The following is a 24,107-nucleotide window of genomic DNA, read 5'->3' on the forward strand; positions in this document are numbered from 1 at the left end:
TACCGTCGTATGAGCCTTTGGTGGGGCTCCGGCGTCTCGCCAGCGGTGCAGTGCGTCGCGGCGAGGGCGGCTTAATACGCACGGACCTCTTGGCGCGCAAGCGATAAATTTCACTAAACTGATTTTTCTCAGCGCACAGAAAGTGATACCGAAGGTCTTTCGGAGTTCTTGGCTGTTTCGGGGAGAGACCTATGGCTTTTTGGAGCCGACGCCGTTCAATTGATGCCATGTTGGCACCCCAAGAGGGGCCGGCGCTTAAAAAGACGCTGGGGTGGCCCCACCTCATCGCTCTGGGGGTAGGGGCGATTGTGGGAACGGGCATTCTGACGCTGATCGGCGTGGGTGCAGGTCTGGCCGGTCCGGCTGTTCTGATCAGCTTTGCCTTGGCCGGTGCAGTGTGTGCCTGTGCGGCCCTGTCCTATGCAGAGTTGGCGACGGTCATGCCGGCGTCGGGTAGTGCCTATAGCTATTCCTATGCGGCATTGGGCGAGCTGTTGGCATGGATCGTCGGCTGGAGCTTGATCCTCGAATATTCGCTGGTGGTTTCGGCTGTGGCCGTGGGCTGGGCCGGTTACGCAGCGCCCTTCCTGCAAGAGTGGGGCGTGCCCATGGCCTTCCTCGCAGGCCCCCACGTTGAAGGTGGTATGGTCAATCTACCCGCTGTCGGCATCATCGCTGTCGTAGCGGGTCTTTTGTTGTTGGGGACCAAGGAAAGCGCCACGCTGAACGCCGTGCTGGTGTTCGTGAAGATCGCGGCGCTGGTGCTGTTCGTGGCTCTGTCGCTGCCGCACTTCGATTCGGCCAACTTCAGCCCCTTCATGCCGCACGGCTTCGGTGCACCATTCGTCCAGACGGGCGTGATGGCGGCGGCGTCGATTATCTTCTTTGCCTTCTACGGCTTTGACGCCATCGCCACGGCAGCCGAAGACACCAAGAAGCCGGAACGCGATCTGGCCATCGGCATCGTCGGTTCGATGCTGATCTGTACGGTGCTTTATATCGCTGTGGCCGGTTCGGCCATTGGTGCGGCTCCGGTGGCCAGCTTCTCGGAAAGCCCCGAGCCGCTGGCTCTGATCCTGCGTGAACTGGGTCAAGGCGCTGCCGCAAAGTGGATCGCCGCTGCGGCTGTGATCGCCCTGCCGACCGTGCTGCTGGCCTTCCTGTTCGGTCAGTCGCGTATCTTCCTCGGCATGGCCCGTGACGGACTGCTGCCGAACCGTCTGGCCAAGATCTCGAACCGTGGCGTGCCGGTGGTTGTGACCGTGTTCACGGCGGTGGTCGTGGCCTTCCTGGCCGGTGTGATGCGTCTTGACGAACTGGCTTCGCTGGCAAACGCAGGCACGCTGACGGCCTTCGCGGCTGTGGGTCTGAGCCTGATCGTGCTGCGCATCCGCGAGCCGAACCGTGAACGCAAGTTCAAGGCTCCGCTGTGGCCGCTGGTCGGTGGTTTCACCATCGTGGGCTGCCTGTTCTTCATGACCAGCCTGAAGGCCTCGACCCAACTGTGGTTCCTGGCCTGGAACGTCGTGGGTCTGGTGGTCTACTTCGCGTGGTCGTCGCGTAACTCGCGTCTGGCCAAGGGCGAGGAAGAGGCTGCCTGATGGCACGGCGCGACCTGACCGGCGCGGTGGATTTCTCGGTCCTTGAGGCGGCCACCGCCGGTATGGATGACATCAGCGAGGAAGTGTTGGGCCTGTTTGTCCATCAGGCCTCGCTGTGGTCGCCCATGCTGACGACGGATCAGGCCGGTTGGCGCGATGCCGCTCATACCCTGAGGGGGGCAGGGGGCGGCATCGGTGCCAAGGCACTGGCCGAGGTCTGTGCCGAAGCCGAGGCCGCCGATGATGCGGTGGCCGAGGGTGTACTGGTTCGCGTTCGGGACGCTCTGGACAGGGCGTTGTCAGACGTGGCGGCCTACCGCCACGAACTGGCTCTCAAAGGCCTTAAGGGCTGAGTTTGATAGCTCGCACAGAAAAGGCGGCCTGACAGGCCGCCTTTTTTATATCCCGTGATGGACCGAACTAGCCGCGCGTGCGGTCGTAACGATCGAACTCGTGCGCGATGCAGCGGTCGATCAGCAAGCGCCAGACGGGTTCGGCAATGTCGGGGGATAGGCCTGCCGTTTCGGAGGCGGCCAGAACCTTAGCGACGACATCATTGATGCGGGCCTGATCGAATACAGCGTCGCGGTTGGGTTTGATGCGGGCAGCGGCGTCCATATAGCGCTGGCGCTCTGCCAGCAGGGCCACCAGCGCGCGGTCCAGAGCATCGACGCCGTGGCGTACATCTACCATCGTCTCGCAGGCCTCTGGAGCCTTGCGGTCATCGATAGCCACCGACAGCGGGGATTTCACATCAGCCGACAAAGGCACGCTCCAGCACATAGTCACCCGGCTCGGCATTCGAGCCTTCCTTCAGACCATAGGATTCCAGCAGTTCTGCCGTTTCCTTGATCATGGCCATCGATCCGCACAGCATGACGCGGTCGGTGTTGGGTGAAAAGCCGATCGGCAGTTGCAGGTCGGCAAACAGATCGCCCGACTTGATACGGTCGGTGATACGGCCCGGCGTCTCGAACTTTTCGCGCGTGACGGTGGGATAGTATTTCAACTGGGCCTTGGCCTCGTCACCGATCAGCGGATCATCGTGGATGCCCTTGGTGAAGAAGTCGCGGTAGGCGAGGTCCTGCACGTTGCGGACCGTGTGGCAGACGATCACTTCCTTGAAGCGCGAATAGGTCTCCGGTTCACGCGCCACCGACAGCCACGGGGCCAGACCCGTGCCGGTCCCGATCAGCCACAGGCGCTCGCCGCCGGTCAGTGCATCAAGCACCAGCGTGCCGGTCGGCTTCTTGCCCATCAGTACGGTGTCGCCCGCCACGATCTTTTGCAGGCGCGAGGTGAGGGGTCCATCCGGCACCTTAATCGAGAAGAACTCAAGCTCTTCGGCCCAGAACGGGCTGGCGATGGAATAGGCCCGCAGCACGGGCTTGCCGCCGTCTTCGCCGGGCAGGCCGATCATCACGAACTCGCCCGAGCGGAAACGGAAATCCTCGGGGCGTTTCACACCAAAACTGAACAGTTGGTCGGTCCAGTGGCGGACCCACAAGACTTCCAGTTCGTGGAACGGGCTGGGCTTTGCAGGGGAGGCGTCTGTCATGCGCCCTAACTAGGGTGTTCCAGTGATTTGCGAAAGGCTCGCCCGTCACTGCATCACAGCTTCTCGCGCTTTTCAGATGACGGGACGTATTTTGGCCCCTAACCTGACACGATGCGCACACTTCTTCTCGCTTCGACGATCCTGATGGCTGCAGTGGCAACGCCCGTGATGGCCCAGAACGCAGCGGCACCGGCTGCCGCAACCGCTCCCGCTTCGAACATTCTGACGGTCGAACGGGTTTTCTCGAATCCCTCGCTGTCCGGTCCGGTCGCCCGCGGGGTCAGCCTGTCGCCTGATGGCGAGCTGGTGGCCTTCCTGCGCTCGCGCGAGGATGACGTGGATGTGCTGGACCTGTGGGCCGCACCGGTCGCGGGCGGAGATGCCTTCAAGCTGATCGACGCGCGCGCCTTGGTGCCGGATGCCGGTGAGCTATCGGAGGCCGAGAAGGCCCGCCGCGAACGCATGCGCATCAGCCAGCGCGGCGTGGTCGAATACAGCTGGGACGAACAGGGCCGCTATATTCTGGCCCCGCTGGAAGGCGATATCTTCCTTGCCAACCGCGCCGATGGCTCGGTACGCCGCCTGACCGAAACCGCCGCCGATGAAATCGACGCCAAGGTCTCGCCCAAGGGCCAGTACGTCAGCTTTGTGCGTGACCAGAACCTGTTTGTGCTGAACCTCGAAACGGGTGCCGAACAGGCCATCACGACTGACGGCAAAGACCTGATCACCTGGGCGACAGCAGAGTTCATCGCCCAGGAAGAGCTGGACCGCGACACCGGCTATTGGTGGTCGCCGGACGAGAAATACATTGCTCTGCAACGCACCGATGAGTCGACCGTGGACATCATTCCGCGTCTCGATATCGCGGGCGGTGGTGCCTCGGTGGTCGAGCAGCGCTATCCGCGTGCGGGTCGACCCAATGCGGTGGTCGAGCTGTTCATTCAGGACGTGACTACGGGCAACCGCGTTCAGGTCGATCTGGGCACCAATAAAGACATTTATCTGGGCCGCGTGAACTGGGCCGCCGACGGCTCGGTCGCCTATGTCCAACGCCTGTCACGCGATCAAAAGACGCTGGACCTGCTGAGCGTCAATCCGGCGACGGGCCAGAGCCGCGTTATCACCAGCCAAACCTCGAATGCGTGGGTGCCGCTGACGCATAATTTCAAGGCGCTGAAGGACGGCAACTTCATCTGGTCGTCGGAAGAGACCGGATGGCAGCACCTTTATCTCTATAACAAGGACGGGCGTCGCCTGCGTGCGATCACGCGTGGCGAATATCCGGTCAAAGCTCTCAACGGGGTGAACCAGGAGACCGGCGAGGTCTTCTTCACCGCCTCCATGCGCGATGGCAAGGAACTGCCGATCGAACAGCAGCTGTTCAGGGCCTCGCTGCGCCGTACCGTGAACCCAACCGAGGTCACCCCGCGCGGTGGCTGGTGGTCGGCATCGGTGAACGGCACCGGCACGGCCTATGTCGGCAACTATTCGGACCTGAACACGCCGCCGCAATCCGCCCTCTATACGATGGACGGCCAGCGCGTACGCTGGATCGAAGAGAACAAGCTGGAGGCGGGCCATCCGTTCTGGCCGTTCGCCGAGCGTCAGCAAAAGCCGGAGTTTGGCACGTTGGAAAGCGACGGCCACACTCTGGTTTGGCAGATGACCACGCCTCCGAACTTTGACCCGAGCAAGACCTATCCGGTCATCATGCAGGTGTATGGCGGCCCGTCGGGCGGCGGCGTTAAACGTGCGTGGCAACCGGCCACGACCCAGCTGCTGACCGAGGCGGGCTATATCGTCTTCCGTCTGGACAACCGTGGCGAAGGCGACCGTTCGGCCGCCTTCAAACAGGCGCTGTATCTGAAGATGGGCCAGCCCGAGATCGAAGATCAGGTGCTGGGTGCCAACTACCTGCGCACCCTGCCGTACGTCGACGCCAACCGCATCGCCATGATGGGGTGGTCATACGGTGGCTTCATGAGCCTGATGGCTTTGACCGAGCCGAAGATGGGTCTGGCCTCGGCCATAGCCGGTGCGCCGCCGACCGAATGGGGCCTGTACGACACGGCCTATACCGAACGCTATATGTCCACGCCGCAGGGCAATGTGGACGGCTATGCTGCCTCGGACGTCAACAACCGTCTGGATAATCTGACGGGCCGTCTGCTGCTGATGCATGGCATGGCGGACGACAATGTGATCTTCGAGAACACGACCCGCGTGCTGAACGCGCTGCAGGAAAAGAGCATTCCGTTCGAGACCATGCTCTATCCGGGCCAGCGCCACGGCATTCGCGGCAATGACCGCCAACTGCACCAGTGGCGGACCTATCTGGACTTCCTGGATCGCACCATTGGCACGCGTGCCGAAACGGGCGGTCAGTAAGCATACCAAGGGGCAGGGCCAAAAGGCTTCTGCCCCTTATTCTTTTGAGAACAGGGCAAACCTGTCGCGGGAGGAGATAAAAATGAAATCGTTGCAAATGATGCTGTCGGGCACGCTGGTCCTGATGGCCACACCGGCGGTAGCGGCCAGCGAAATGGAAACCGGAACGACAATCGTCTGGGTCGCGCTGGCGGTGGTGGCTATAGGTGCCTTGGCCGCGGTATTTGGCAGTGTCCTGCTGGCCAAGTCCGGCGACAGAGAGGCCGGGATCGAGGACTGATCAGGGGGCAGGCGCGCGCGTCATGGTCACTTCGCCAAAGTCAATTTGACCTGATCTGACGTAGTTGACCCGCAAATGGGCGCGGCCTGCAAAGCCGGTCTCGGTTCGGCGCGTCAGCACATAGACCAGACGACCTCCATCGGGTGAGGTGCTGTCGATCACAAAGCGCCGACCATTGAAGTAGCAGGACCGTTCGTCGCCGCCGACGGTGCATTGCAAGCGGCGGGCGGTCCGCCGGACCACCAGCGGTTCGGTTAAAGGGCGCGAAGAGCGTTCCATGTCCTGCGAACGCAGCCCCCTAGCGTCGGTGTGAGGCAAGGTCAGCGTCCATTGACCGATCACGTCGTCAAAGCTCAGGCCCTCGATCTGGGCAATGCTGCTTTCGCGCGCGGGATGCGACGCGCCGACACTCTGCTGGGCCGGAGCATCGGCTAAACCCAGACCCAAGGCCGACAAGACCACCGCCGACATCATCATGAAGACACTCCACTAACCACGGTTATAAAATGGGGTGGATCAATATGAATGTCGCGTGAAAACGTAGGATATTTACATCTTGGGGTTGATGATTTGTCCGAAAAGCTCTGACGCGCGCGCTACGGCTTTGATAGGGCGGGGCAAATCCCGATCCGGTTGAACAAGTTGAGGGTGCTGCGCATTCCTCATGGGCTGCGCGGGCTGTGTGGTGTCACGCACAAACGGGTGCGTGGGTGTTCCGGCTGATGAAACCAAGGCATTTAAAATGAACAATGCGACCGCCACGGCTGCTCGCCACCAGACTGCCCTGCGCCGAGGCGGAGCGCTTGCGGCATTGACGTTGTTGGCCGGTGTGACAGCCTGTGCGACAGCGCCTGACAGCCCTGATGGATACGTCACTGTCGCCGATGTGATCGAAGGGCGCGCCACCTATGAGCCGTCGTGGGTCGCTAAAGCGAAGGCGAAGGACCAGCGCGGTGCCCGCCCGATCAACTCCATTATACATATCGCGCCGGGTCTGGATCAGCCGGAGGTCTGGCAGGCTGCGGGCGCGCTTGGCGGCGTGCCGATTTTGATCAAGGACAATATCGACACGCGCGATATGCCGACCACAGCAGGGTCGCTCGCGCTGCTTGCCAATGAAACCCGCCGCGATGCGCCTGTCGTCGCTCGCCTGCGCTCTGCGGGCGCAGTGATTATGGGCAAAACCAATCTGTCGGAGTGGGCCAATCTTCGCGGCTCGAATTCTGTCAGCGGCTGGAGCGGGGTGGCTGGTTTGACCCGCAATCCGCACGACCTGTCGCGCTCGACCTGCGGCTCGTCGGCAGGTTCGGCTGCGGCTGTGGCCGCAGGGCTGGCACCGGCTGCCATAGGCACGGAAACCGACGGGTCTATTGTGTGTCCGGCCGCCGCTGTGGGCATCGTGGGCTATAAGCCGACTGTGGGTCTGGTGTCGCGCACCCACATCATCCCCATCAGTGAAACGCAGGATACGGCTGGCCCGATGACCCTGACGGTCGAGGACGCGGCTATATTATTGACGGTCATGGCCGGTAGCGATCCGGCAGACCGTGCCACGGTCGATGCTGATCGTCTTAAGGTCGATTACCGCGCCATTCTCAGCAAGGATGCGCTTTCGGGTCAGCGGATCGGCGTGGTCCGGTTCCTGACCGGTTACTCTGCGGAACTGGACGCCGTCTTCGAGCAGCAACTCGAGGTGCTGCGTCAGGCAGGGGCCGAGTTGGTCGACATTACCGAAGGTCCTGATGGCCAAGCTCTGTCGCAGGCGGAAATGACCGTACTGCTGCATGAACTGAAGGCGGGTCTGAACGACTATCTGCAATCCACCGATGCCTATCGGGTGTCGACGCGTTCGCTTGAAGACGTGATCGCCTTTAACGCCCGTACCCCGCGCGAGACGGCCCTGTTTGGGCAGGACTATTTCGAACAGTCGCAGGCGACCAAAGGGCTGAGCGATCCGGTCTATCTGCAAGCCAGATCGGACGCCCTTCGTCTGGCGGGGCAGGAGGGCATCGATCGAATGCTGTCACAAAATAATGTGGTGGCGCTGGTGGCACCCACCACGGGCGCGGCGTGGTTGGTTGATCCTGAACGGGGTGATGATTTCGAGGGTTCGGCCAGCCAGCTGGCCGCCGTCGCGGGCTATCCACATCTGACCGTACCGATGGGGCAGGTGCGTGGCCTTCCAGTCGGGATCAGCTTCTTCGGAGCCAAGTGGGATGACGCCCGCATCCTGTCGCTGGGCTATGCCTATGAGCAGCGCAGCCGCGCATGGCGTGCCCCGCGCTATCGCGATGGCGGACCGGTGGCGCGCGGCTATGAAGCGACCTTGAGCCCCTACACGCGCCCGACACGCTAGGAACGCCAAATCCGGAAATGCGAAAGGCGCGGCTTCGACCGCGCCTTTGTATTCAGTCCTCAAGCGATTTCAGCAGATCGTTGTCAGCCCCCAGCGCTGGGGGCGGCCGATCATAGCGCACTGGCGTTTTTGACAGCCGGATCGGCGAGGCCACGGTCTTGATCGGGGCGGACAGATCGGCGCGGGCCTGTTCGACGACCAGCCCGCGATGTTGCGCCTGTGCTTCCTCGAACACCTGATCGATGCGGTTGATAGGGCCGCAGGGCACGCCGTGCTGTTCCAGAAGCGCCATCAGTTCGCTCATGGAATGGACTTGGGTCAGGGTGTTCAGCATGGGTATCAGCACGTCGCGATGGGCGACGCGGTCTGCATTCCTGGCAAAGCGTTCGTCGAGACCGAGCGCCGGCTGGCCCAGCGCCTCCGTCAGTTTGCGGAACTGGCCGTCATTGCCTACCGCGATGATGATCATGCCGTCAGAGCAGGGGAAGGGCTGATAGGGTGCCAGATTGGGGTGGGCATTGCCCATCCGCGTCGGCACCTTGCCAGAGACGAAATAGTTGGTGGCCTGATTGGCCAGAACAGCGGCCTGAACATCGAACAGGGCGATGTCGATGTGCTGGCCTTCGCCGGATTCGCGCGCGTGCCACAGGGCGGCAAGTATGGCGTTGGAGGCGTAAAGGCCGGTGAACAGATCTACCACCGCCACGCCGACCTTCATCGGCTCGGCACCGTCGCTGCCGTCCGGCTGCCCGGTGACCGACATCAGCCCGCCCATTGCCTGGATCATATAGTCATAGCCCGCACGGTGGGCATCCGGTCCGTTTTGACCGAAGCCGGTAATCGAGCAGTAGACCAGTTTCGGATTGATGGCAGACAGGCTGGCGTAATCGAGACCGTATTTCTTCAGACCGCCGACCTTGAAATTCTCGACTACCACATCGGCGTCTCGTGCCAGTTTACGGATGGCGTCCGCACCCTCTGGCGAGGCCATATCCAACTCCACCGAACGCTTCCCGCGGTTGGTACACATGAAGTAGGCGGCGTCGGCGCGCTCACCGTCGGGTGTGGTGGTGAAGGGTGGACCCCAGTGCCGGGTGTCATCGCCCACGCCCGGCCGTTCGACCTTGATGACCTCGGCCCCCATGTCGGCGAGGGTCTGGGTGGCCCACGGCCCTGCCAAAACACGCGATAAATCTAGAACGCGTACACCGCGTAGCGGGCCAAAGGCGGAAACGTCAGACTGTGTCATGATCATCGCAGATAGCAGGAGTCTGTGATCGGGGGCAGGGGCGATATCTCGGAGGTCCGGTGGGCACACAACCGGCGGTAGACCTTTGTCGACCTTGGTTTCGCCAAATTGGACTTATATTATCACTGTTAATCCAAGCGAACGGCTGGGTTCAGGCGCGTCCCCTCCCGCGACCTGCGCATCAGAGCCGAATTTTATCGCCTTGGATCAGAAGTACTTCAGTGATGCGTTCAGTAATTTCACTGATGTAGCGAAGGCACAGCGTGAGTACGTGCTTGTCGCTGGATGCATACAAGTCTTGTGCATCGAACAGTAGGCGTGCTACCGCACGTATCAGTAAGCGTAACAGTATGCGTTGAGTACCAAGGGCGGCAGAGATATCTGCCGCCCTATTTTTTATTGTGCTTTCATTGATGTGCGTATTCTTGGGGATTCTAAAATCATTCGTGAGTAGTCATATTGTAGCATAAGCTATTCTGGTGCCTTGGCGTATCGCTGTGTTTGTGCATAAGGTATGTGCACGCTTTGGTTGCTGGTGATTGACGCCATTTACCCGGGCGCTTTGTGATCCGCGTCGGGGGAGGCGGTGTCACATCCACATCAGCTTGTATGAGGACGAAGCGGGCCCATGTCAGAGACGAATCTGCGCCATGAATCGCGTCTGGTGCGTCCGCCCAGTGCACGTCGCAGTCTGAAATCGTCGGGCGCTACCCACACCTTGCCGGTGTATCACCAGTTGAGCTCGATCCTGCGCCAGCAGATCAAGGACGGCGTGTTTCCGACGGATCGGCCTATGCCGTCCGAAATGCAGTTGGCGTCGGATTACGATGTGTCGCGCGTTACGGTGCGTCGGGCGCTGGAGACGCTGGAGGTTGAGGGGCGCATCGTGCGCCGGCACGGCGTAGGGACCTTTGTCGCGCCCCCCGACAAGAACGAACGCAGCACGTGTGCGCGTGTATCGGGTATTGTCGAAAACCTGATCGCCATGGGCATGGATACCGAATGCCGGTTGCTGGAACACGTGCCGCATCACACGCCTCCGTCCAATGTTCTTCATGCGCTGGGGCTGTCCGAAGGCGACACGGTCACCAAACTGGTCCGGTTACGGACCCATCAGGGCAAGACGCTGGGCGTGTCGACCGTCTATGTGCCCCTCAGCGTGTCGCATCTGGTGCAGGAACACCTGCTGGATCATCGCCCTGTGGTTCGCATCCTCGAAGATGCGGGTGTGCGGCCCTATCGGGCAGAGCAGACCCTGACCGCTGTACCTGCGGACGACGCCGTGGCCAAATCGCTGGGGATCGGCATCGCCATGCCGGTAATCCGTCTACGCCGCACGGTTTTTGGCGATGTTGGCCAAGCCTTGCTGCACACCGTGGGCCTCTTCAATCCCGACAACTATGAGTATCACACCATGCTGACGCGGGATAACTCTACGGAACGACCCCAGTGGCGTCACATCGGTTGACCTGATCGGCCACCGCGCATTTGCGCCCTTGTGTGACGGGGCGAATACTGACGATAACTCCCTATGGGGGCGGCGCAGGGGGACTGTGCCGCCGCAGTGAGGGGTTATCCATGCGTTTTCCTGTACGCGCGGCCGGTCTGACGGCGGCACTTCTGGCATCCACCATTCTGGTGGCACCGTCCGTGGCTGTGGCCGAGGCCGCCGCACTACACGCCGAGGCCGCGGCGGCCGGTCCGCTCACGCCCGCCGTGGCGGGTGTCACCGCGCCCAAGGACTTCTTTCCGCAAGAGCCGGGCACGGATTACTATCTGATCAACTACGATCAGTACGAGGCCTATCTAAAGGCGCTGGACGGTCAGTCGGACCGGATGCAGTTGCAAAGCTTCGGCACCACCGAGGAAAGCCGCACCCAGTGGATGGCCATTGTCTCCTCGCCCGAGAACCTCGCGAACTTGGATCGCTACAAGGAGATCGCCCGCAAGCTGGCCAAGGCCGAAGGGGTATCCGAGGAAGACGCGCGCCAGCTGGCTGCCGAAGGCAAGTCGGTCGTGTGGATCGATGCCGGTCTGCACGCCACCGAGACCGTGACGACCCAAGGTCAGGTGCATGTGCTGTATCGCCTGTTGACCGGGCAGGACGCCGAGACGCTGCGCACGCTGGATGACACCATCATCCTGTTTGGCCACGCCAACCCTGACGGCCTGCAACTGGTCGCCGACTGGTATATGCGCAAGGAGAACCCGCAGGAGCGTTCGTTCCGCGATATTCCGCGCCTGTACCAGAAGTACACCGGCCACGATAACAACCGCGATTCCTACATGGCTTCGCAGGCCGAGACGACGAACATCAACCGCGTCCACTATCGCGAGTGGTTCCCGCAGATCGTCTATAACCAGCACCAGACCGGCCCGCGCGGTATGGTGGTGTACATCCCGCCCTTCCGCGACCTGTATAACTACAATCTCGACGGGCTGGTTATGAACATGACCAGCGAACTGGGCACCGCCATGCACAGCCGTCTGGTGGCAGAGGGCAAGGGTGGTTCGGGCTCGAACTCGGTCGGAGCCTATTCGACGTGGCACAACGGCATGGTCCGCTCTACGCCCTATTATCACAATGCCATTGGCATCCTGACCGAGCTGATCGGCGGCCCGACGCCGGAAGACATCGCTCTGATCCCCGATGTGCAACTGGCGCGCAACGACATTCCGCTGCCGATGGCGCCGCGTCGCTGGCACCTGCGCGACAGCATCGATTATCAGTGGAGCATGAACCGCGCGATCCTCGACTATGCGTCGCGCAACCGCGAGCGCCTGCTGTTCAACATCTGGCGCATGGGCATGAACGCCATCGAGCGCGGATCCACCGATACGTGGCAGATGACGCCGACGCTGGTCGACCGGATGAAGGCGGCAGGTACCGATGCGCGCGGTGCCGTCGATCCGGCCCTGCTGGACACGGTGGTGCGTACGCCCGAAAACCGCATGCCGCGCGGCTATATCATCAATCCGCAGACCCAACGCGATCTGCCCGCGACGGTGGCCTTCCTGAACACCCTGATCAAAAACGGGGTCGACGTGGAAATCGCCGATCAGGCCTTTACGGTGAACGGCACCCGCTATCCCGCCGGATCCTATGTGGTGAAGACGGCGCAAGCCTATCGTCCGCACGTGCTGGACATGTTCGAGCCGCAAGATCACCCGCACAACACCGAATATCCGGGCGGCCCGCCCAAGCTGCCTTATGATGTGGCGGGCTATACGCTGGCCTATCAGATGGGCGTGAACTTCGACCGTATTCAGGACGGTTTTGAAGCTCCGACGACGAAGGCAGCCGACCTGGTAGTCCCGCCGCCGGGCCGCGTGATCGGCAATGGCCGCGCAGGCTATGTGATCGGCCACGAAGAGAACAACAGCTTCATCCTGACCAACCGCCTGCTGGCGGCGGGCATTACGCCGGAATGGATCGGCCAGTCCGTTCGCGCCAATGGCGAGACGCTGAGTGCCGGCGCGATCTGGGTGCCTGCTTCGGATCAGGCCGCGTCTATCATCCGTGAGGCTGTCGGCCCGCTGGGCATCGATGCCCATGCCATGTCGCGCAAGCCGGCTGGCGAGGCGCTGGCGTTGAAGCCGGTACGCGTCGGTCTGGTGGATCGCTATGGCGGGGTGATGTCGTCCGGTTGGACCCGCTTCCTGCTGGAACGCTATGAGTTCCCGTTCGAGGTGGTCTATCCGCAGGCGCTGGATACCGAGGACCTGAACGCCAAATACGATGTGCTGGTGTTCACCGACACTGTTGCTCCGGCGCTGAACGTCGACGGCTATCGTCGCACCAATGCCTGGCCGCAGCCGGAACCGGAAACCATTCCCGCGGAGATGCGCAGCTGGCTGGGCGAGGTAAGCGAGCAGACCGTCCCGCGCATCGCCGCCTTTGCCCAAAACGGCGGCACGGTGGTGACCATCGGCAACTCCAACCGCCTGGCCCACCTGCTGGGCGCGCCGATCGAACCGGCACTGGTGAAGGAAGAGAATGGCCGTCGTGCACCGCTGTCGACGACCGACTTCTTCCTGCCGGGCTCGGTGCTGTCGGCCAAGGTCGATGCCAGCAATCCGCTGGCCTATGGCATGCCGCAGCAGGCTGACGTCTTCTTCAACAATGGCCAGACCTTCCGTCTGACGGGCGACACGGCGCGTCCGGTGGTCGTGTTCGACAGTGCCACGCCGCTGCGCAGTGGTTGGGCCCACAATCAGGAACGCCTGAAGGACACGACGGCGGTGGTGGACATCGATCTGGGCGAGGGCAAGCTGTTTGCCTATGGCGCAGAGGTGATCCAGCGCGCCCAGCCGCATGGCACCTTCCGCCTGTTCTTCAACGGCCTGTTGTACGGTCCGGCGCAGGCTTCCAAGGACTAAGATCAAGCTCCTCTGACGACGGATGAAATGAGGGGAGGGCCGTGCCATCGGTCCTCCCTTTTTCGTGTCCAATCCCTGTACATATTGATGCTTGCGTTATGAGACTGACTAAAGCAGTCTGCACCGTAACGATAAAGGGGAGGACAGGCCGATGGTCTATGTACTGGGCGGTTGGCAAAGCGATTTCGCCCGCAGCTATGCGCGCGAAGGACTGGAAATCGGTGACGCCTTTGCCGAGGCCCTGAACCATGGCCTGCAGGCCGCGCATCTGGATGCCTCAGATATCCAGTCGGGCCATGTCGGCAATTTCGTAGGCGAACTGTTCTGTGGTCAGGGCCAGTTGGGCGGCTTCTTTGCCCAGACCGACAAGGGCTTTGACGGCATGCCGACCATGCGCCACGAGGCGGCCTGTGCCTCGGGCTCTCTGGCCATCCTCGCTGCTATGGCCGAGATTGAGGCGGGTCACTATGACGTCTCCTGCGTGCTGGGCCTCGAATATATGCGCAATGTGCCGGGGCAGCGCGCCGCCGAATATCTGGGCGCAGCAGGCTATACGGGACACGAGTTTCAGGATGCCACCTATCTGTGGCCGCGCGCCTTTTGCGACATTGGTGAAGCCTATCAGGAACGCTTTGGCCTGAAGTACGAGCATTTGGGCCGCATTGCCGAGATCAACTATGCCAATGGCCGTCGCAACCCGAACGCCCAGACCCGCAAATGGCAGTTCACTGACGCCAGCTTTACCGCCGATGACGAGGCCAATCCGGTTATCGAGGGCCTGATCCGCCGTCAGGACTGTGGTCAGGTGACCGACGGGGCGGCGGTGATCTTCCTCGCCTCGGAAAAGGGCGCGGCGGAGTATGCGGCCAAGCGGGGCATGTCGCTGGACGATCTGCCGCGTATCAAAGGCTGGGGCCATACCGGTGCGCCGATTTCGCTGAAGGCCAAGCTGGATGCCTCGGCGGGTGGCGGCTTCATGTTCCCGCACGTGAAGAAGGCGGGCGAGGATGCACGCCGCCGTGCTGGTTTGCAGGATGTTTGGGACGTGGACGTCGTCGAGACCCACGACTGCTTCACCACCACCGAATATATGGCCATCGAACATCTGGGCCTGACCGCTGCTGGCGAGGCATGGAAGGCGGTCGAGGATGGCACTATCGATTTTGACGGCACCTTGCCCTTCAACCCGTCCGGCGGGCTGATCGGCCTTGGTCACCCCGTGGGCGCGACCGGCGTGCGCATGGTGCTGGACGGGGCCAAACAGGTCACCGGTACGGCGGGAGACTATCAGGTCGAAGGCGCAAAGAACGTCCAGACCCTGAACATCGGCGGCTCGACCACCACCACAGTCAGCTTTGTGGTTGGACGTTAAGCGCGTCGCCTAAAACACTGAAAATCAAACAGTCTGCCGACGCGGTCCGCCCAATGAGACCGCGCGGCTTGGAGGAGTAGACATGTCGAATATCGACCGGCTGCTGGATATGATCGCAGCATGGGGACGGCAGGATTTGGATGCCGTCATGACCTTCATCCACGACGATATCGAGTGGAACAACTCGGGCGGTTTCCGCGCGCCGGTCAAGGGCAAGGCGGCTATGCGCGAGGCACTGGAGCAGATGGCCTCGACCATCGCCGAGAGCCGCTGGCGTCTGTTCGACTACATGGAGGACGGCGACAATCTCTGGATGGAAGGGGCCGACGAGTTCATCCTGACGGATGGCAAGCGCGTCGCCATTCCGTACATGGGCATGCTGGAATACCGCGACGGCGTCATCCATCGCTGGCGCGAATATTACAACGGCTATCTGCACACGACCCAGCACAAGACCGGCGTGGTTGCGCCGGAAGCCGAAGTCATGCTGGACCGTCCGGTCATCACGGGGCCGAAAGCATGAGCGCCGCTCCGCTGATGGGTCTGACCCGCGAACAGATCGCCGCTGCGCCGCTGCGCGATGCCTCGCTTCTGCCGGTCGATATCGAGGTGCGCCGCGAGACGGATGGCACGCTCTATTTGCAATCGCGCGTGCCACTGGCCCCCTATGATTTCAACCTGCCGCGCCGTTTTGCCGAAGGCGCGGCACGTCAGGGTGAAAAGGCCGCGATCGCGCGCCGTGCGCCGGGTGGTGGCGACTGGATCAAGGTGTCCTACGCCCAGCTGAAGCGTGACTGCGACGGCTTTACCCAGTGGCTGCTGGACCTCGATGTTCAGGGCACGGTGCTGTTGGTGTCGTCCAACTCCTCGCTGTTCTCGACTGTCACCTATGGCGGCTGGGCATCGGGCCGTCCGGTATGTCCAGCCAGTCCGATGATGGTTGCGCTAGGTGGTGATCTGGGCCGTCTGCGCCATGTGGTGAACAAGGCCAAGCCCGCCGTGATCGTGGCCGAAACCGCTGCCATCGCCGCCGCCTTTGCCAAGGTCGATACCGGCAATGCCATCATTGTCTGCGGCGAGGACGTCGAGGGCACCACGCCGTTTGCCTCTGTCATCGCGACCGAGCCTACCGACGCCGTGGCCGCCAGCATCAAGGGTCTGAAACCGGAAACTGTCTCGGCCTATATGCTGACGTCCGGCTCGACCGGCCTGCCCAAGCTGGTGGAACTGACCATCGGTGCGCTGGGGGCCAATACGGCCCAATGCCAGCAGACCGTCGGCAAGGCCGCGGGCTGGAGCGACGTGATGATGGATTGGCTGCCGTGGCACCATGCGGCGGGCGCGTTCGCCATGCGCACCACCCTGCTGGAAGGCGGCACCTTCTACATCGACGATGGCAAGCCCATGCCGGGCCTGTTTGACCAGTCGATCCGCAACCTGACCGAGGTCAGCGTCGGTTATTACAACAATGTGCCGCTGGGCTACGTCATGCTGGCCGATGCGCTGGAAGCGGACCCTGCGCTGCGCAAGACCTTCTTCGAGCGCGTGCGGATGATGCTGTTCGGTGGTGCGGGTCTGACGCAGGCGGTGTTCGACCGCCTGCAAGCCTGCGCCGTGTCCGAATGCGGCCATCGCGTCATGCTGACCAGTGGCTATGGCTCGACCGAAACCGGTTCGGCCATCACGGTTACCCACTATGAAACGGACAAGGTGGGCCTTGGCCTGCCTGTGCCGGGCTGCGTGCTGAAACTGGTTCCGGTCGGTGAACGCTACGAACTGCGCGCCGCTGGCCCCAGCCTGTCGAACGGCTATCTGGACGAGCCGGAAAAGACTGCAGAAGCCTTTGATGGAGAGGGCTTCTATCGTTCGGGTGACCTGTGCGTCTTCCACGATCCGGAACGCCCTGAACTGGGTCTGGCCTTTGCGGGTCGCGCTGCCGAAGAGTTCAAGCTGCTGAACGGCAACTGGGTCTATGGTGGCCACCTGCGCGAGCAGATCCTGAAACATCTCGACCCGCTGGCGCTGGATCTGGTGCTGTGTGACGAGAACCGTCCGTATCTGACGGCGATTATCTGGACCAAGGCAGAAAACGCAGACGCCGAGATCGCGGAGCGTCTGAAGGCGTTCAACGCGGGCCAGTCGGGCGGCAACCGCATCCGCCGCATCCTGTTCCCGACCACGCCGCCGAACCCGAACGCCCACGAGCTGTCGGACAAGGGCACGGTCAACCGCCGCGCCGTTCTGGATAACCGCAAGGATCTGGTTGAGCGCCTGTTCGCGGATCAGCCAGACGAGGGTGTCATCGTTCTGGAGGCTGCGAAATGAGCCATCATCCCGAAATCCAGGCCCTGTTGGACAAACAGGCCATCACCGAAGTCATCCATCAGTATCTGCGCGGTGCGGACCGCGCAGACGCCGAACTGATCGGCCAGTGCTATCACCCCGATGCATGGGAAGATCACGGCGGCATCTATGACGGTCCGGCCGATGCCTATGTGGCGGTCATGGCCAAGATGCTTCCGCGTTCGGGCGTGATGAACCACTTGGCCACCAACATCCTGATCGAACTGGATGGCGATAAGGCCAAGGTCGAGCACTACATCTTCGCCTTTGCCCGCATGAAAAAGAAGGACGGCGAAGAGCTGGATACCTTCACTCTGGCCCGCGCCATCGACCGTTTCGAAAAGCGTGACGGTAGCTGGAAGATCGCCCGTCGCACGCTCGTCTGGGAATGGAACCACGACAGCGCCACGGCCGAGAACTGGGGCGCGGGCATGATCACGCCTGACCCAAGCAAGCTGGTGCGTGCCGCCAAGAAGCCGCACGACGCCCTCTATGCGGAGATGAAGTGATGGATATCGCAGGTAGCGTCGCCATCGTGACCGGTGCCAACCGCGGTATCGGCGAAGCCTTTGTCCGTGCCTTGATCGGTCAGGGCGTAGCCAAGGTCTATGCCGGTGCGCGCAATGCCGCCTCGGCCCAGCATCTGGTTGAAGAGTTTGGCGACAGGGTCGTCGCTATCGATCTGGACGTGACCAAGGAAGAGCAGGTCGCCGCTGCCGCCGCGCGCTGCACCGACGTGTCCATTGTCATCAACAATGCCGGTGCCTTCCTCAATCAGCGTCTGATCGGGGCCGACACCATGGCCGCCGCGCGCGAGGAGATGGAGGTCAACTATTTTGGCGTCCTGTCCATGTCGCGAGCCTTTGCGCCGGTGCTGAAACAAAATGGCGGCGGTGCCATCGTGAACGTGCTGTCGGCCGGTGGTCTGTGCGCCATGCCGGTGATGGGCGGCTATAGCCCGTCCAAGTTCGCAGCCAAGGCGGCGACGACCTGCATCCGTGCCGAACTGGCCCCGCAGGGCACCAGCGTCACGGCCCTGTTTGTTGGCTCGGTCGATACCCGCATGGCCTCGCACGTCGAGGGCAAGAAGGAACGGCCGGAAGACATCGCCCGCGTCGGCTTGTCGGCCATCAAGCGCAAGCTGGACGAGGCCGACACCGACCGGATGGTGCTTGAGGTCCGCGCCGCGCTGGCCCGCGACCCGAAAGGCCACGAGCGGGCGCTAGCCCGCATGCTGTTCGCCGACAGTCTCAAGACCGGCCAGTAAAACATAACGGGCCGCAAAAGGCCCATAAGGGGGAGAAGTGCAGATGGAACTTGCGACCATACTGCTGGTGAATGCGGGCGTTGCCGCCGTAGCATTCTTTATCGTCTGGCTGATTTCGGTGCGGATCAAGGACCCGACCCTGATCGACAGCTATTGGGGGCTGGGCATGCCTGTGCTTGCCCTGTCGACCTATCTGCAGATCGACGAGCCGTCGATGCGCCATTGGCTGTTGCTGGGCATCAGCGCCATCTGGGGTGTGCGTCTGTGGGGCTATATGATCCGTCGCTGGCGCGTGCAGGGTCCGGACCGCCGCTATGAGCGCCTTTATGAAAAGGCCAAGGAGAGCAAGGGCTGGAGCTTTGGCCTGTTCTGCGCGATCAGCGTTTGCGCCACCCAGATGCCGCTGCAGTTCCTCGTGTCGCTTCCGGTTCAACTGGGCCAGATCGACGCTGTTCCTGCCACTGTCGGTATCATCGGCTGGATCGGTGCCGCGATCGCCATCTTTGGCCTGATCTTCGAATGCATCGCCGACTGGCAGCTGAGCCAGTTCAAAAAGGATGCCTCGAACAAGGGCAAGGTCATGCAGGCGGGGCTGTGGCGCTATTCGCGTCACCCGAACTATTTCGGCGAGGCGCTGGTCTGGTGGGGTCTGTATATGATCGCCGCCGAGAGCTTTACCGGCCTGTTCGCCATTGTCGGTCCGGCCTTCCTGACCTGGACCCTGATGAAGTGGTCGGGCGCGCCGACGATGGAATACCGTATGCGCAAGACCAAGCCGGAATATGCCGACTATATCGCGCGTACCTCGGGCTTCATCCCGATGCCGCCAAAGAAGATCTGATCTTCCGGTCAACAGATAAGAAGAAGGGCGCGGGATCATCTCCCCGCGCCCTTTTTGTTTTGTGGCTGTTTCTAGCGACCCTGCCATGCCCCGGATGGGTAGAAGGCAAAGAAGCCTGCCGGAGCCGCCACGACATCTTGGACGCCGCGCAGGGCACCGGAGACCGTGGCATCGGTCAGCGCGCGGGACTGGGGCTTGGTGGGATCGCCTTCGTCGATGGAGAAGGTCATCGTCATGTTCGGGCGGCCCTTGATGTCCACGACCCAGTGACCGTTCGTATCCTTGCCATGCAGTTTGGGATCGGACGTCCAGATGATCGATAGGGTGAAGCTGACGTCTTGCGAATAGCGGGCGGACCAGCGCCATTCGGTGGCGGCCACGGTGCCCTGTTTGATGGTGCCAGCGCCGATTTCCATATCCTGTGGGGCCAGCGTCAGGGCGTGTTCGGGCGTGATCTCGATCAGATCGACATTCAGCGCCTTGCCGACAAAGTGCAGGATTTCGCTGAACAGCGAGGTGTACATGGCCGCCAAGGGGCCTTTGGTGATGTCATTGACAGCCGGGTCGGCGCCAAAGCCCATCAGGCCGAACACAAACTCCTTGGACACCATCTCCGAGGCATCGACGGTTTCACTGACGGTGATGCTGTCCAGTTTTGAGCTGAATCCGGTGGCGGCGAGCACGACACGCTCGATAAAGCCGCCGGGGTTCACGCCCAGACCCGCCAGCGTCGAGTTCCCCTTTTCGCAGGCCGCCTTCAGCGGGGCCCAGTAGGCTTCGTCATGCGCCAGAGGATAGTGGAAGCCCGCCGTGGAGATGACGTTCTTGCCGCTTTCCAGCAGGCGGATGACATCGGCATTCATCTTGTCATAGGGCAGGGTGATACGCGGCGTGTGGATCACCACATGGGCATCGAGCGCCAGAATCTCTTCGATATTGTTGGTGGCAAGAACGCCCGTATCGGGCCGCTTGGCGAGTTGGCCTGCATCGACGCCGTTCTTCTTGTCCGAATAGACATAGACCCCGACAAGCTCCAGGGCTGGGTCATCGATGATCCGGCGCAAGGCGGTGCGCCCCATCGATCCCGTTGCCCATTGTACGACCTTGATCACTCACAACTCCCCGACTTTTGCATTTTGGTCTTTTCAGACCGTAGTTAGTCTCTTTATGAAAGTAATACATAAGGGAGGGAAGCGCGATGATCGTGACAAGTGCCGAAAGGCTCGCAGATTTTCGCAAACGCGGTTGGTGGGGCGATCTGACGGTCGACGACCTGCTGCAACGAAATCGCAAGGACGTGCCCGAACGGACGGCTCTGGTTGATCCGTCCAACCGCGCGGCGCTGGATGGCGTCGAGCCGCGCCGCCTCACGTGGGCGCAAGTGGGGCAGGAGGTTGACCGCATCGCTGCGGCGCTGCTGGGGCAGGGGCTCAAAAAGGGCGATGTCCTCAGCTATCAACTGCCCAATGTGGTCGATACCGTGCTGCTGGCTTTGGCCTGCTCGCGTATCGGCCTGATCATCAGCCCTGTGCCCACCATGTATCGCGAGCACGAGTTTTCGTGGGTGCAGCAAAAGGTGAAGCCGCGGGCCATCGTCACCGTGCGCGAACTGGCCGGATTCAACCACGCCAAGATGATGAGCGAGCTTGCAGCTGGCCACGACACCAAGGTTCTGGTGTTGGGCGATGCCGAAGGCGAACAGATCGATTTCCGTACGGCCATTGCGGCAGCCGATCCGGCAGTAGCTGAGGCCGCGGCAAAGGCCGATCCGGCCAAGCCCGAAGAGGTCTTCACCATCTTCTGGACCTCGGGTACCGAAAGCCGCCCCAAGGGCGTGCCGCGTGACCACAATCTGTGGATCGTCAACGCCAAGATGGTCACGGAAGCGGCCGAAATCAGCGAAGGCGAGGTGCTGCTGAACCCGTTCCCGCTGGTCAACATCGGCTCGTTCGGTCTGGTGATGCCGTGGCTGTGGCAGAAGGGGACGCTGGTCCTGCACCACCCGTTCGATCTGGGCATCTATCTGAAGCAGATCGAGCAGGAGAAGGTGAACTATACCATCGCCGCTCCGGCCATTCTGAATGCCATCCTTAAGACACCCGCCATGGTCGAGAATATCGACCTGTCCAGCCTTCGGGCGATCGGTTCGGGGTCGGCACCGCTGGCCCCGTGGATGATCGAGGGCTGGGCGCAGAAGTGGGGCATCGAGGTGTGCAACATCTTCGGCTCTAACGAGGGGGCCTCCCTGTTCAGTGGCCCTATGCATGTGCCGGATCACACCGAACGCGCCCGCTATTTCCCGCGTATGGGGGCAGAAGGTATAGAATGGTCGGGCGATACGGCGTCCATGATCAAGACGCGTCTGGTCGATCCGGCAACTGAGCAGGTCATCACCGAACCCGGCGTTCCGGGTGAACTGCGCTTCTGGGGCGCTGCCACCTTCGAGGGTTATTTCGATGCGCCGGAACTGACCGCCAATGCCTTTGACGCCGAGGGCTACTATCGAACCGGCGACCTGTTCGAGATCGCAGGCGAGGGGCACCTATCGCGCTATTACCGCTTTGTCGGTCGCTGCAAGGACATCATCGTGCGCGGGGGTGTGAACATCTCTCCGGCGGAACTTGACGATTTGCTCTCGGGCCATCCGGCGCTGAAGGAAGCGGCCGTGTGCGGCATCCCCGATGATGTTCTGGGCGAGAAGGTCTGTGCAGCCATCGTTCCGGCAGGGGAAGAGGTGCCCGATGTCGCCTCGCTGGCCGAATGGCTGAAGGGGCAGGGGCTGGCCACGTTCAAACTGCCGCAAGCTGTGGTGCAGGTCGAAGCCCTGCCGCGCAACTCCATGAACAAGGTGGTTCGTACCGAACTGCGCGAACACGTACTGGGCCTGCTGAAGGCCTAAGGGGTAGATATTGAAAGGGGCGGCTTCCCCTCAGAAGCCGCCCCTTTCTCCCCCGAACCGGTGACCAGATTACGCGGCCACCACTCCGTTCTTGATATAGGCCCGATCGGCCCAGCAGGCGTGGGTGCCGCTGGAGATCTTGTGCGGCAGAGCAATGCGGCACACGGGGCCTTCTTCGAACTTCTTGCAGTCCACCAGAATGCATTCGGACGTGCCGGCATTCTCGTCGATGATGAAGCTGATCAGATAACCGTCGTCCTCGTCCTTGGCATTGATGCGCGGGACGAACGGGCTTTCGCTGGCATAGCGGCCATCGGGCAGGGTGATCTGCCAGCTTTCGCCGGTTTTCAGATCGTGCTTCACGAAGCCGTTGAACAGGAACCAGCCCGGCTTGGTCGTCGTCGAATAGCAGTAGCGGTTCTTGCGACCGGCATAGCGGTTGTTGATGACGCCGAACTCCAGCACGCGGTCATCAAGATGGCCCTCGGTGGTTTCGCCGGTCTTCAGGTTAAAGCGCCAGCGGTGCAGCTTGGACTTGAAGCTGTGCTCGTCCAGATAGGCCATCATGCGGTCCAGACCCTTGGGCTGACCGGCCAGCGGTTCGGGCATGGGGACTTCCTGGAAGTAGCCGTCCATGACGATCTCATCGCCTTCCTCATAGGCATTGAGGAAGTGCAGCACATAGGTCGGATCCGCCTCGAACCAGCGGATGTCCTTTTCGGTGCCATAGCGCGGGATAACCGCAAAGCGCGACGGCAGGTCATGCAGGCGGGCCGCGTGATAGCCCTTTTCCAGCAGGTCTCCGTCCCAGAACAGCGGGAAGTCGTTCAGGATCGAATAGTTCTCGCTGAACGTCATGTCGTGCGGCAGGCGCGGACCGGGCAGGGGCACAGGTGTGTAGTGGACCTGTTTGCCGTCCTTATCGATCACACCATAGTGCATGTAGGGCGCGTATTTCGAATAGTTGAAGAACAGCATCTCGCCGGTGCGTTCATCGGTCTTGGTGTGGGCCGACACGCCGTCCAGCGGCACCCACGGGGCCACGCCGACCTGTTCCAGCGTCTCGGGGTCCAGCAGATAGGCCTCGCCGCACTGATAGAAGGTCGAGACAGCCTTACCGCCATGGATGACGACGTCGGTGGAGGAGGAATCCTTCAGGCTGCCGTGCGCGCCAAAGCCGGGGCGTTTGGACGTGCCGGGGCCATCCTGAATGCCGCCCCACAGGGAGCCGCCCTCGATCTGTTCGGCGACGAAACCACGGGTGCGGACAAAGCGGTTGCGATAGTCCGCCTTGCCATTCTGGATGCTGATCTGGTGCAGCATGCCGTCGCCGTCAAACGGGTGATAGCGGCCCAGCGGCTGGTGCAGGGGGTTTTCGGTATTACGCAGATAGACCCCGTCGATATCGGTCGGGATCGTCCCCTCGATCACATCCAGATCAAGGGCGGTCACTTCCTCCCACTGGGGGGTCCACGGGCCGGTCATATACGGGTGGTTGGTCGGCCCCAGAGTGGTTTTTACTGGCTCAAGACGCTCGAGTTTCATCACAGCCCCATAAGGTTGATGGAAC

20 protein-coding genes are annotated in these 24,107 nt (G+C 61.9%); 14 read left to right on the forward strand and 6 right to left on the reverse strand.

Features of this window, described 5'->3' with window-relative positions; genetic code table 11:
• Positions 1 to 191: 191 nt before the first annotated feature.
• Positions 192 to 1,601, forward strand: a complete 1,410-nt coding sequence (locus B3B04_RS14175; protein ID WP_292043808.1) for an amino acid permease — start codon at positions 192 to 194, stop codon at positions 1,599 to 1,601.
• Positions 1,601 to 1,954, forward strand: a complete 354-nt coding sequence (locus B3B04_RS14180) for an Hpt domain-containing protein (protein WP_292043809.1) — start codon at positions 1,601 to 1,603, stop codon at positions 1,952 to 1,954. Before B3B04_RS14175 ends, B3B04_RS14180 begins: the two co-directional genes overlap by 1 nt.
• Positions 1,955 to 2,021: 67 nt before the next feature.
• Here the strand turns inward: B3B04_RS14180 and B3B04_RS14185 are convergent, their stop codons facing one another.
• Entirely contained in the window at positions 2,022 to 2,384 is a 363-nt protein-coding gene (locus B3B04_RS14185) for a chorismate mutase (RefSeq protein WP_292043894.1), read from the reverse strand.
• Entirely contained in the window at positions 2,356 to 3,159 is an 804-nt protein-coding gene (locus B3B04_RS14190; RefSeq protein ID WP_292043812.1) for a ferredoxin--NADP reductase, read from the reverse strand. The genes B3B04_RS14185 and B3B04_RS14190 overlap by 29 nt, the downstream gene beginning before the upstream one ends.
• Before the next feature lie 144 nt (positions 3,160 to 3,303).
• On the opposite strand from B3B04_RS14190, the gene B3B04_RS14195 reads away from it, so the two are divergent.
• Both B3B04_RS14195 and B3B04_RS14200 read left to right on the forward strand, forming a co-directional pair.
• The gene (locus B3B04_RS14195) at positions 3,304 to 5,550 is read left to right on the forward strand and encodes a S9 family peptidase (protein WP_292043813.1); all 2,247 of its coding nucleotides are present in this window, start codon (positions 3,304 to 3,306) and stop codon (positions 5,548 to 5,550) included.
• A gap of 82 nt (positions 5,551 to 5,632) precedes the next feature.
• On the forward strand, positions 5,633 to 5,830 hold the full coding sequence (locus tag B3B04_RS14200) for a hypothetical protein (RefSeq protein ID WP_292043814.1): 198 nt from the start codon (positions 5,633 to 5,635) through the stop codon (positions 5,828 to 5,830).
• On the opposite strand, the gene B3B04_RS14205 is transcribed toward B3B04_RS14200, so the two are convergent.
• Entirely contained in the window at positions 5,831 to 6,307 is a 477-nt protein-coding gene (locus B3B04_RS14205) for a hypothetical protein (protein ID WP_292043815.1), read from the reverse strand.
• Between the two features lie 265 nt (positions 6,308 to 6,572).
• On the opposite strand from B3B04_RS14205, the gene B3B04_RS14210 reads away from it, so the two are divergent.
• The gene (locus tag B3B04_RS14210; protein ID WP_292043817.1) at positions 6,573 to 8,186 is read left to right on the forward strand and encodes an amidase; all 1,614 of its coding nucleotides are present in this window, start codon (positions 6,573 to 6,575) and stop codon (positions 8,184 to 8,186) included.
• Positions 8,187 to 8,238: 52 nt separating this feature from the next.
• On the opposite strand, the gene B3B04_RS14215 is transcribed toward B3B04_RS14210, so the two are convergent.
• On the reverse strand, positions 8,239 to 9,435 hold the full coding sequence (locus B3B04_RS14215; protein WP_292043819.1) for a CaiB/BaiF CoA transferase family protein: 1,197 nt from the start codon (positions 9,433 to 9,435) through the stop codon (positions 8,239 to 8,241).
• Positions 9,436 to 10,063: 628 nt separating this feature from the next.
• Between B3B04_RS14215 and B3B04_RS14220 the strand changes: the two genes are divergently transcribed.
• The 8 genes from B3B04_RS14220 (at position 10,064) to B3B04_RS14255 (ending at position 19,638) form a co-directional block, all read left to right on the forward strand.
• Complete coding sequence (locus B3B04_RS14220) at positions 10,064 to 10,903, forward strand: GntR family transcriptional regulator (RefSeq protein ID WP_292043821.1); 840 nt, start codon at positions 10,064 to 10,066, stop codon at positions 10,901 to 10,903.
• Between the two features lie 110 nt (positions 10,904 to 11,013).
• On the forward strand, positions 11,014 to 13,815 hold the full coding sequence (locus B3B04_RS14225) for a M14 family metallopeptidase (RefSeq protein ID WP_292043822.1): 2,802 nt from the start codon (positions 11,014 to 11,016) through the stop codon (positions 13,813 to 13,815).
• Between the two features lie 151 nt (positions 13,816 to 13,966).
• A complete protein-coding gene (locus tag B3B04_RS14230) occupies positions 13,967 to 15,187 on the forward strand; it encodes an acetyl-CoA acetyltransferase (protein WP_292043823.1) in 1,221 nt (406 codons plus the stop codon).
• A gap of 82 nt (positions 15,188 to 15,269) precedes the next feature.
• The gene (locus tag B3B04_RS14235; protein ID WP_292043824.1) at positions 15,270 to 15,710 is read left to right on the forward strand and encodes a nuclear transport factor 2 family protein; all 441 of its coding nucleotides are present in this window, start codon (positions 15,270 to 15,272) and stop codon (positions 15,708 to 15,710) included.
• Positions 15,707 to 17,512, forward strand: coding sequence for an AMP-binding protein (locus B3B04_RS14240; protein WP_292043825.1), 1,806 nt, complete (start codon positions 15,707 to 15,709; stop codon positions 17,510 to 17,512). Before B3B04_RS14235 ends, B3B04_RS14240 begins: the two co-directional genes overlap by 4 nt.
• The gene (locus tag B3B04_RS14245; protein ID WP_292043826.1) at positions 17,509 to 18,039 is read left to right on the forward strand and encodes a nuclear transport factor 2 family protein; all 531 of its coding nucleotides are present in this window, start codon (positions 17,509 to 17,511) and stop codon (positions 18,037 to 18,039) included. Before B3B04_RS14240 ends, B3B04_RS14245 begins: the two co-directional genes overlap by 4 nt.
• Positions 18,039 to 18,797, forward strand: coding sequence for an SDR family oxidoreductase (locus tag B3B04_RS14250; protein WP_292043827.1), 759 nt, complete (start codon positions 18,039 to 18,041; stop codon positions 18,795 to 18,797). Before B3B04_RS14245 ends, B3B04_RS14250 begins: the two co-directional genes overlap by 1 nt.
• Positions 18,798 to 18,840: 43 nt before the next feature.
• Complete coding sequence (locus B3B04_RS14255; RefSeq protein ID WP_292043829.1) at positions 18,841 to 19,638, forward strand: DUF1295 domain-containing protein; 798 nt, start codon at positions 18,841 to 18,843, stop codon at positions 19,636 to 19,638.
• Between the two features lie 71 nt (positions 19,639 to 19,709).
• On the opposite strand, the gene B3B04_RS14260 is transcribed toward B3B04_RS14255, so the two are convergent.
• Positions 19,710 to 20,750, reverse strand: coding sequence for a hypothetical protein (locus tag B3B04_RS14260; protein WP_292043830.1), 1,041 nt, complete (start codon positions 20,748 to 20,750; stop codon positions 19,710 to 19,712).
• Positions 20,751 to 20,836: 86 nt separating this feature from the next.
• Here B3B04_RS14260 and B3B04_RS14265 point away from each other — a divergent pair, with 86 nt between their 5' ends.
• On the forward strand, positions 20,837 to 22,537 hold the full coding sequence (locus B3B04_RS14265) for a class I adenylate-forming enzyme family protein (RefSeq protein WP_292043832.1): 1,701 nt from the start codon (positions 20,837 to 20,839) through the stop codon (positions 22,535 to 22,537).
• Between the two features lie 69 nt (positions 22,538 to 22,606).
• On the opposite strand, the gene B3B04_RS14270 is transcribed toward B3B04_RS14265, so the two are convergent.
• Positions 22,607 to 24,082 carry a carotenoid oxygenase family protein gene (locus tag B3B04_RS14270; RefSeq protein ID WP_292043833.1) on the reverse strand — a complete coding sequence of 492 codons (1,476 nt, stop codon included), beginning with the start codon at positions 24,080 to 24,082 and terminating at the stop codon, positions 22,607 to 22,609.
• Positions 24,083 to 24,107 lie beyond the last annotated feature (25 nt).

It is taken from the genome of Brevundimonas sp. UBA5713 (assembly GCF_002419815.1).
Lineage (GTDB): Bacteria > Pseudomonadota > Alphaproteobacteria > Caulobacterales > Caulobacteraceae > Brevundimonas.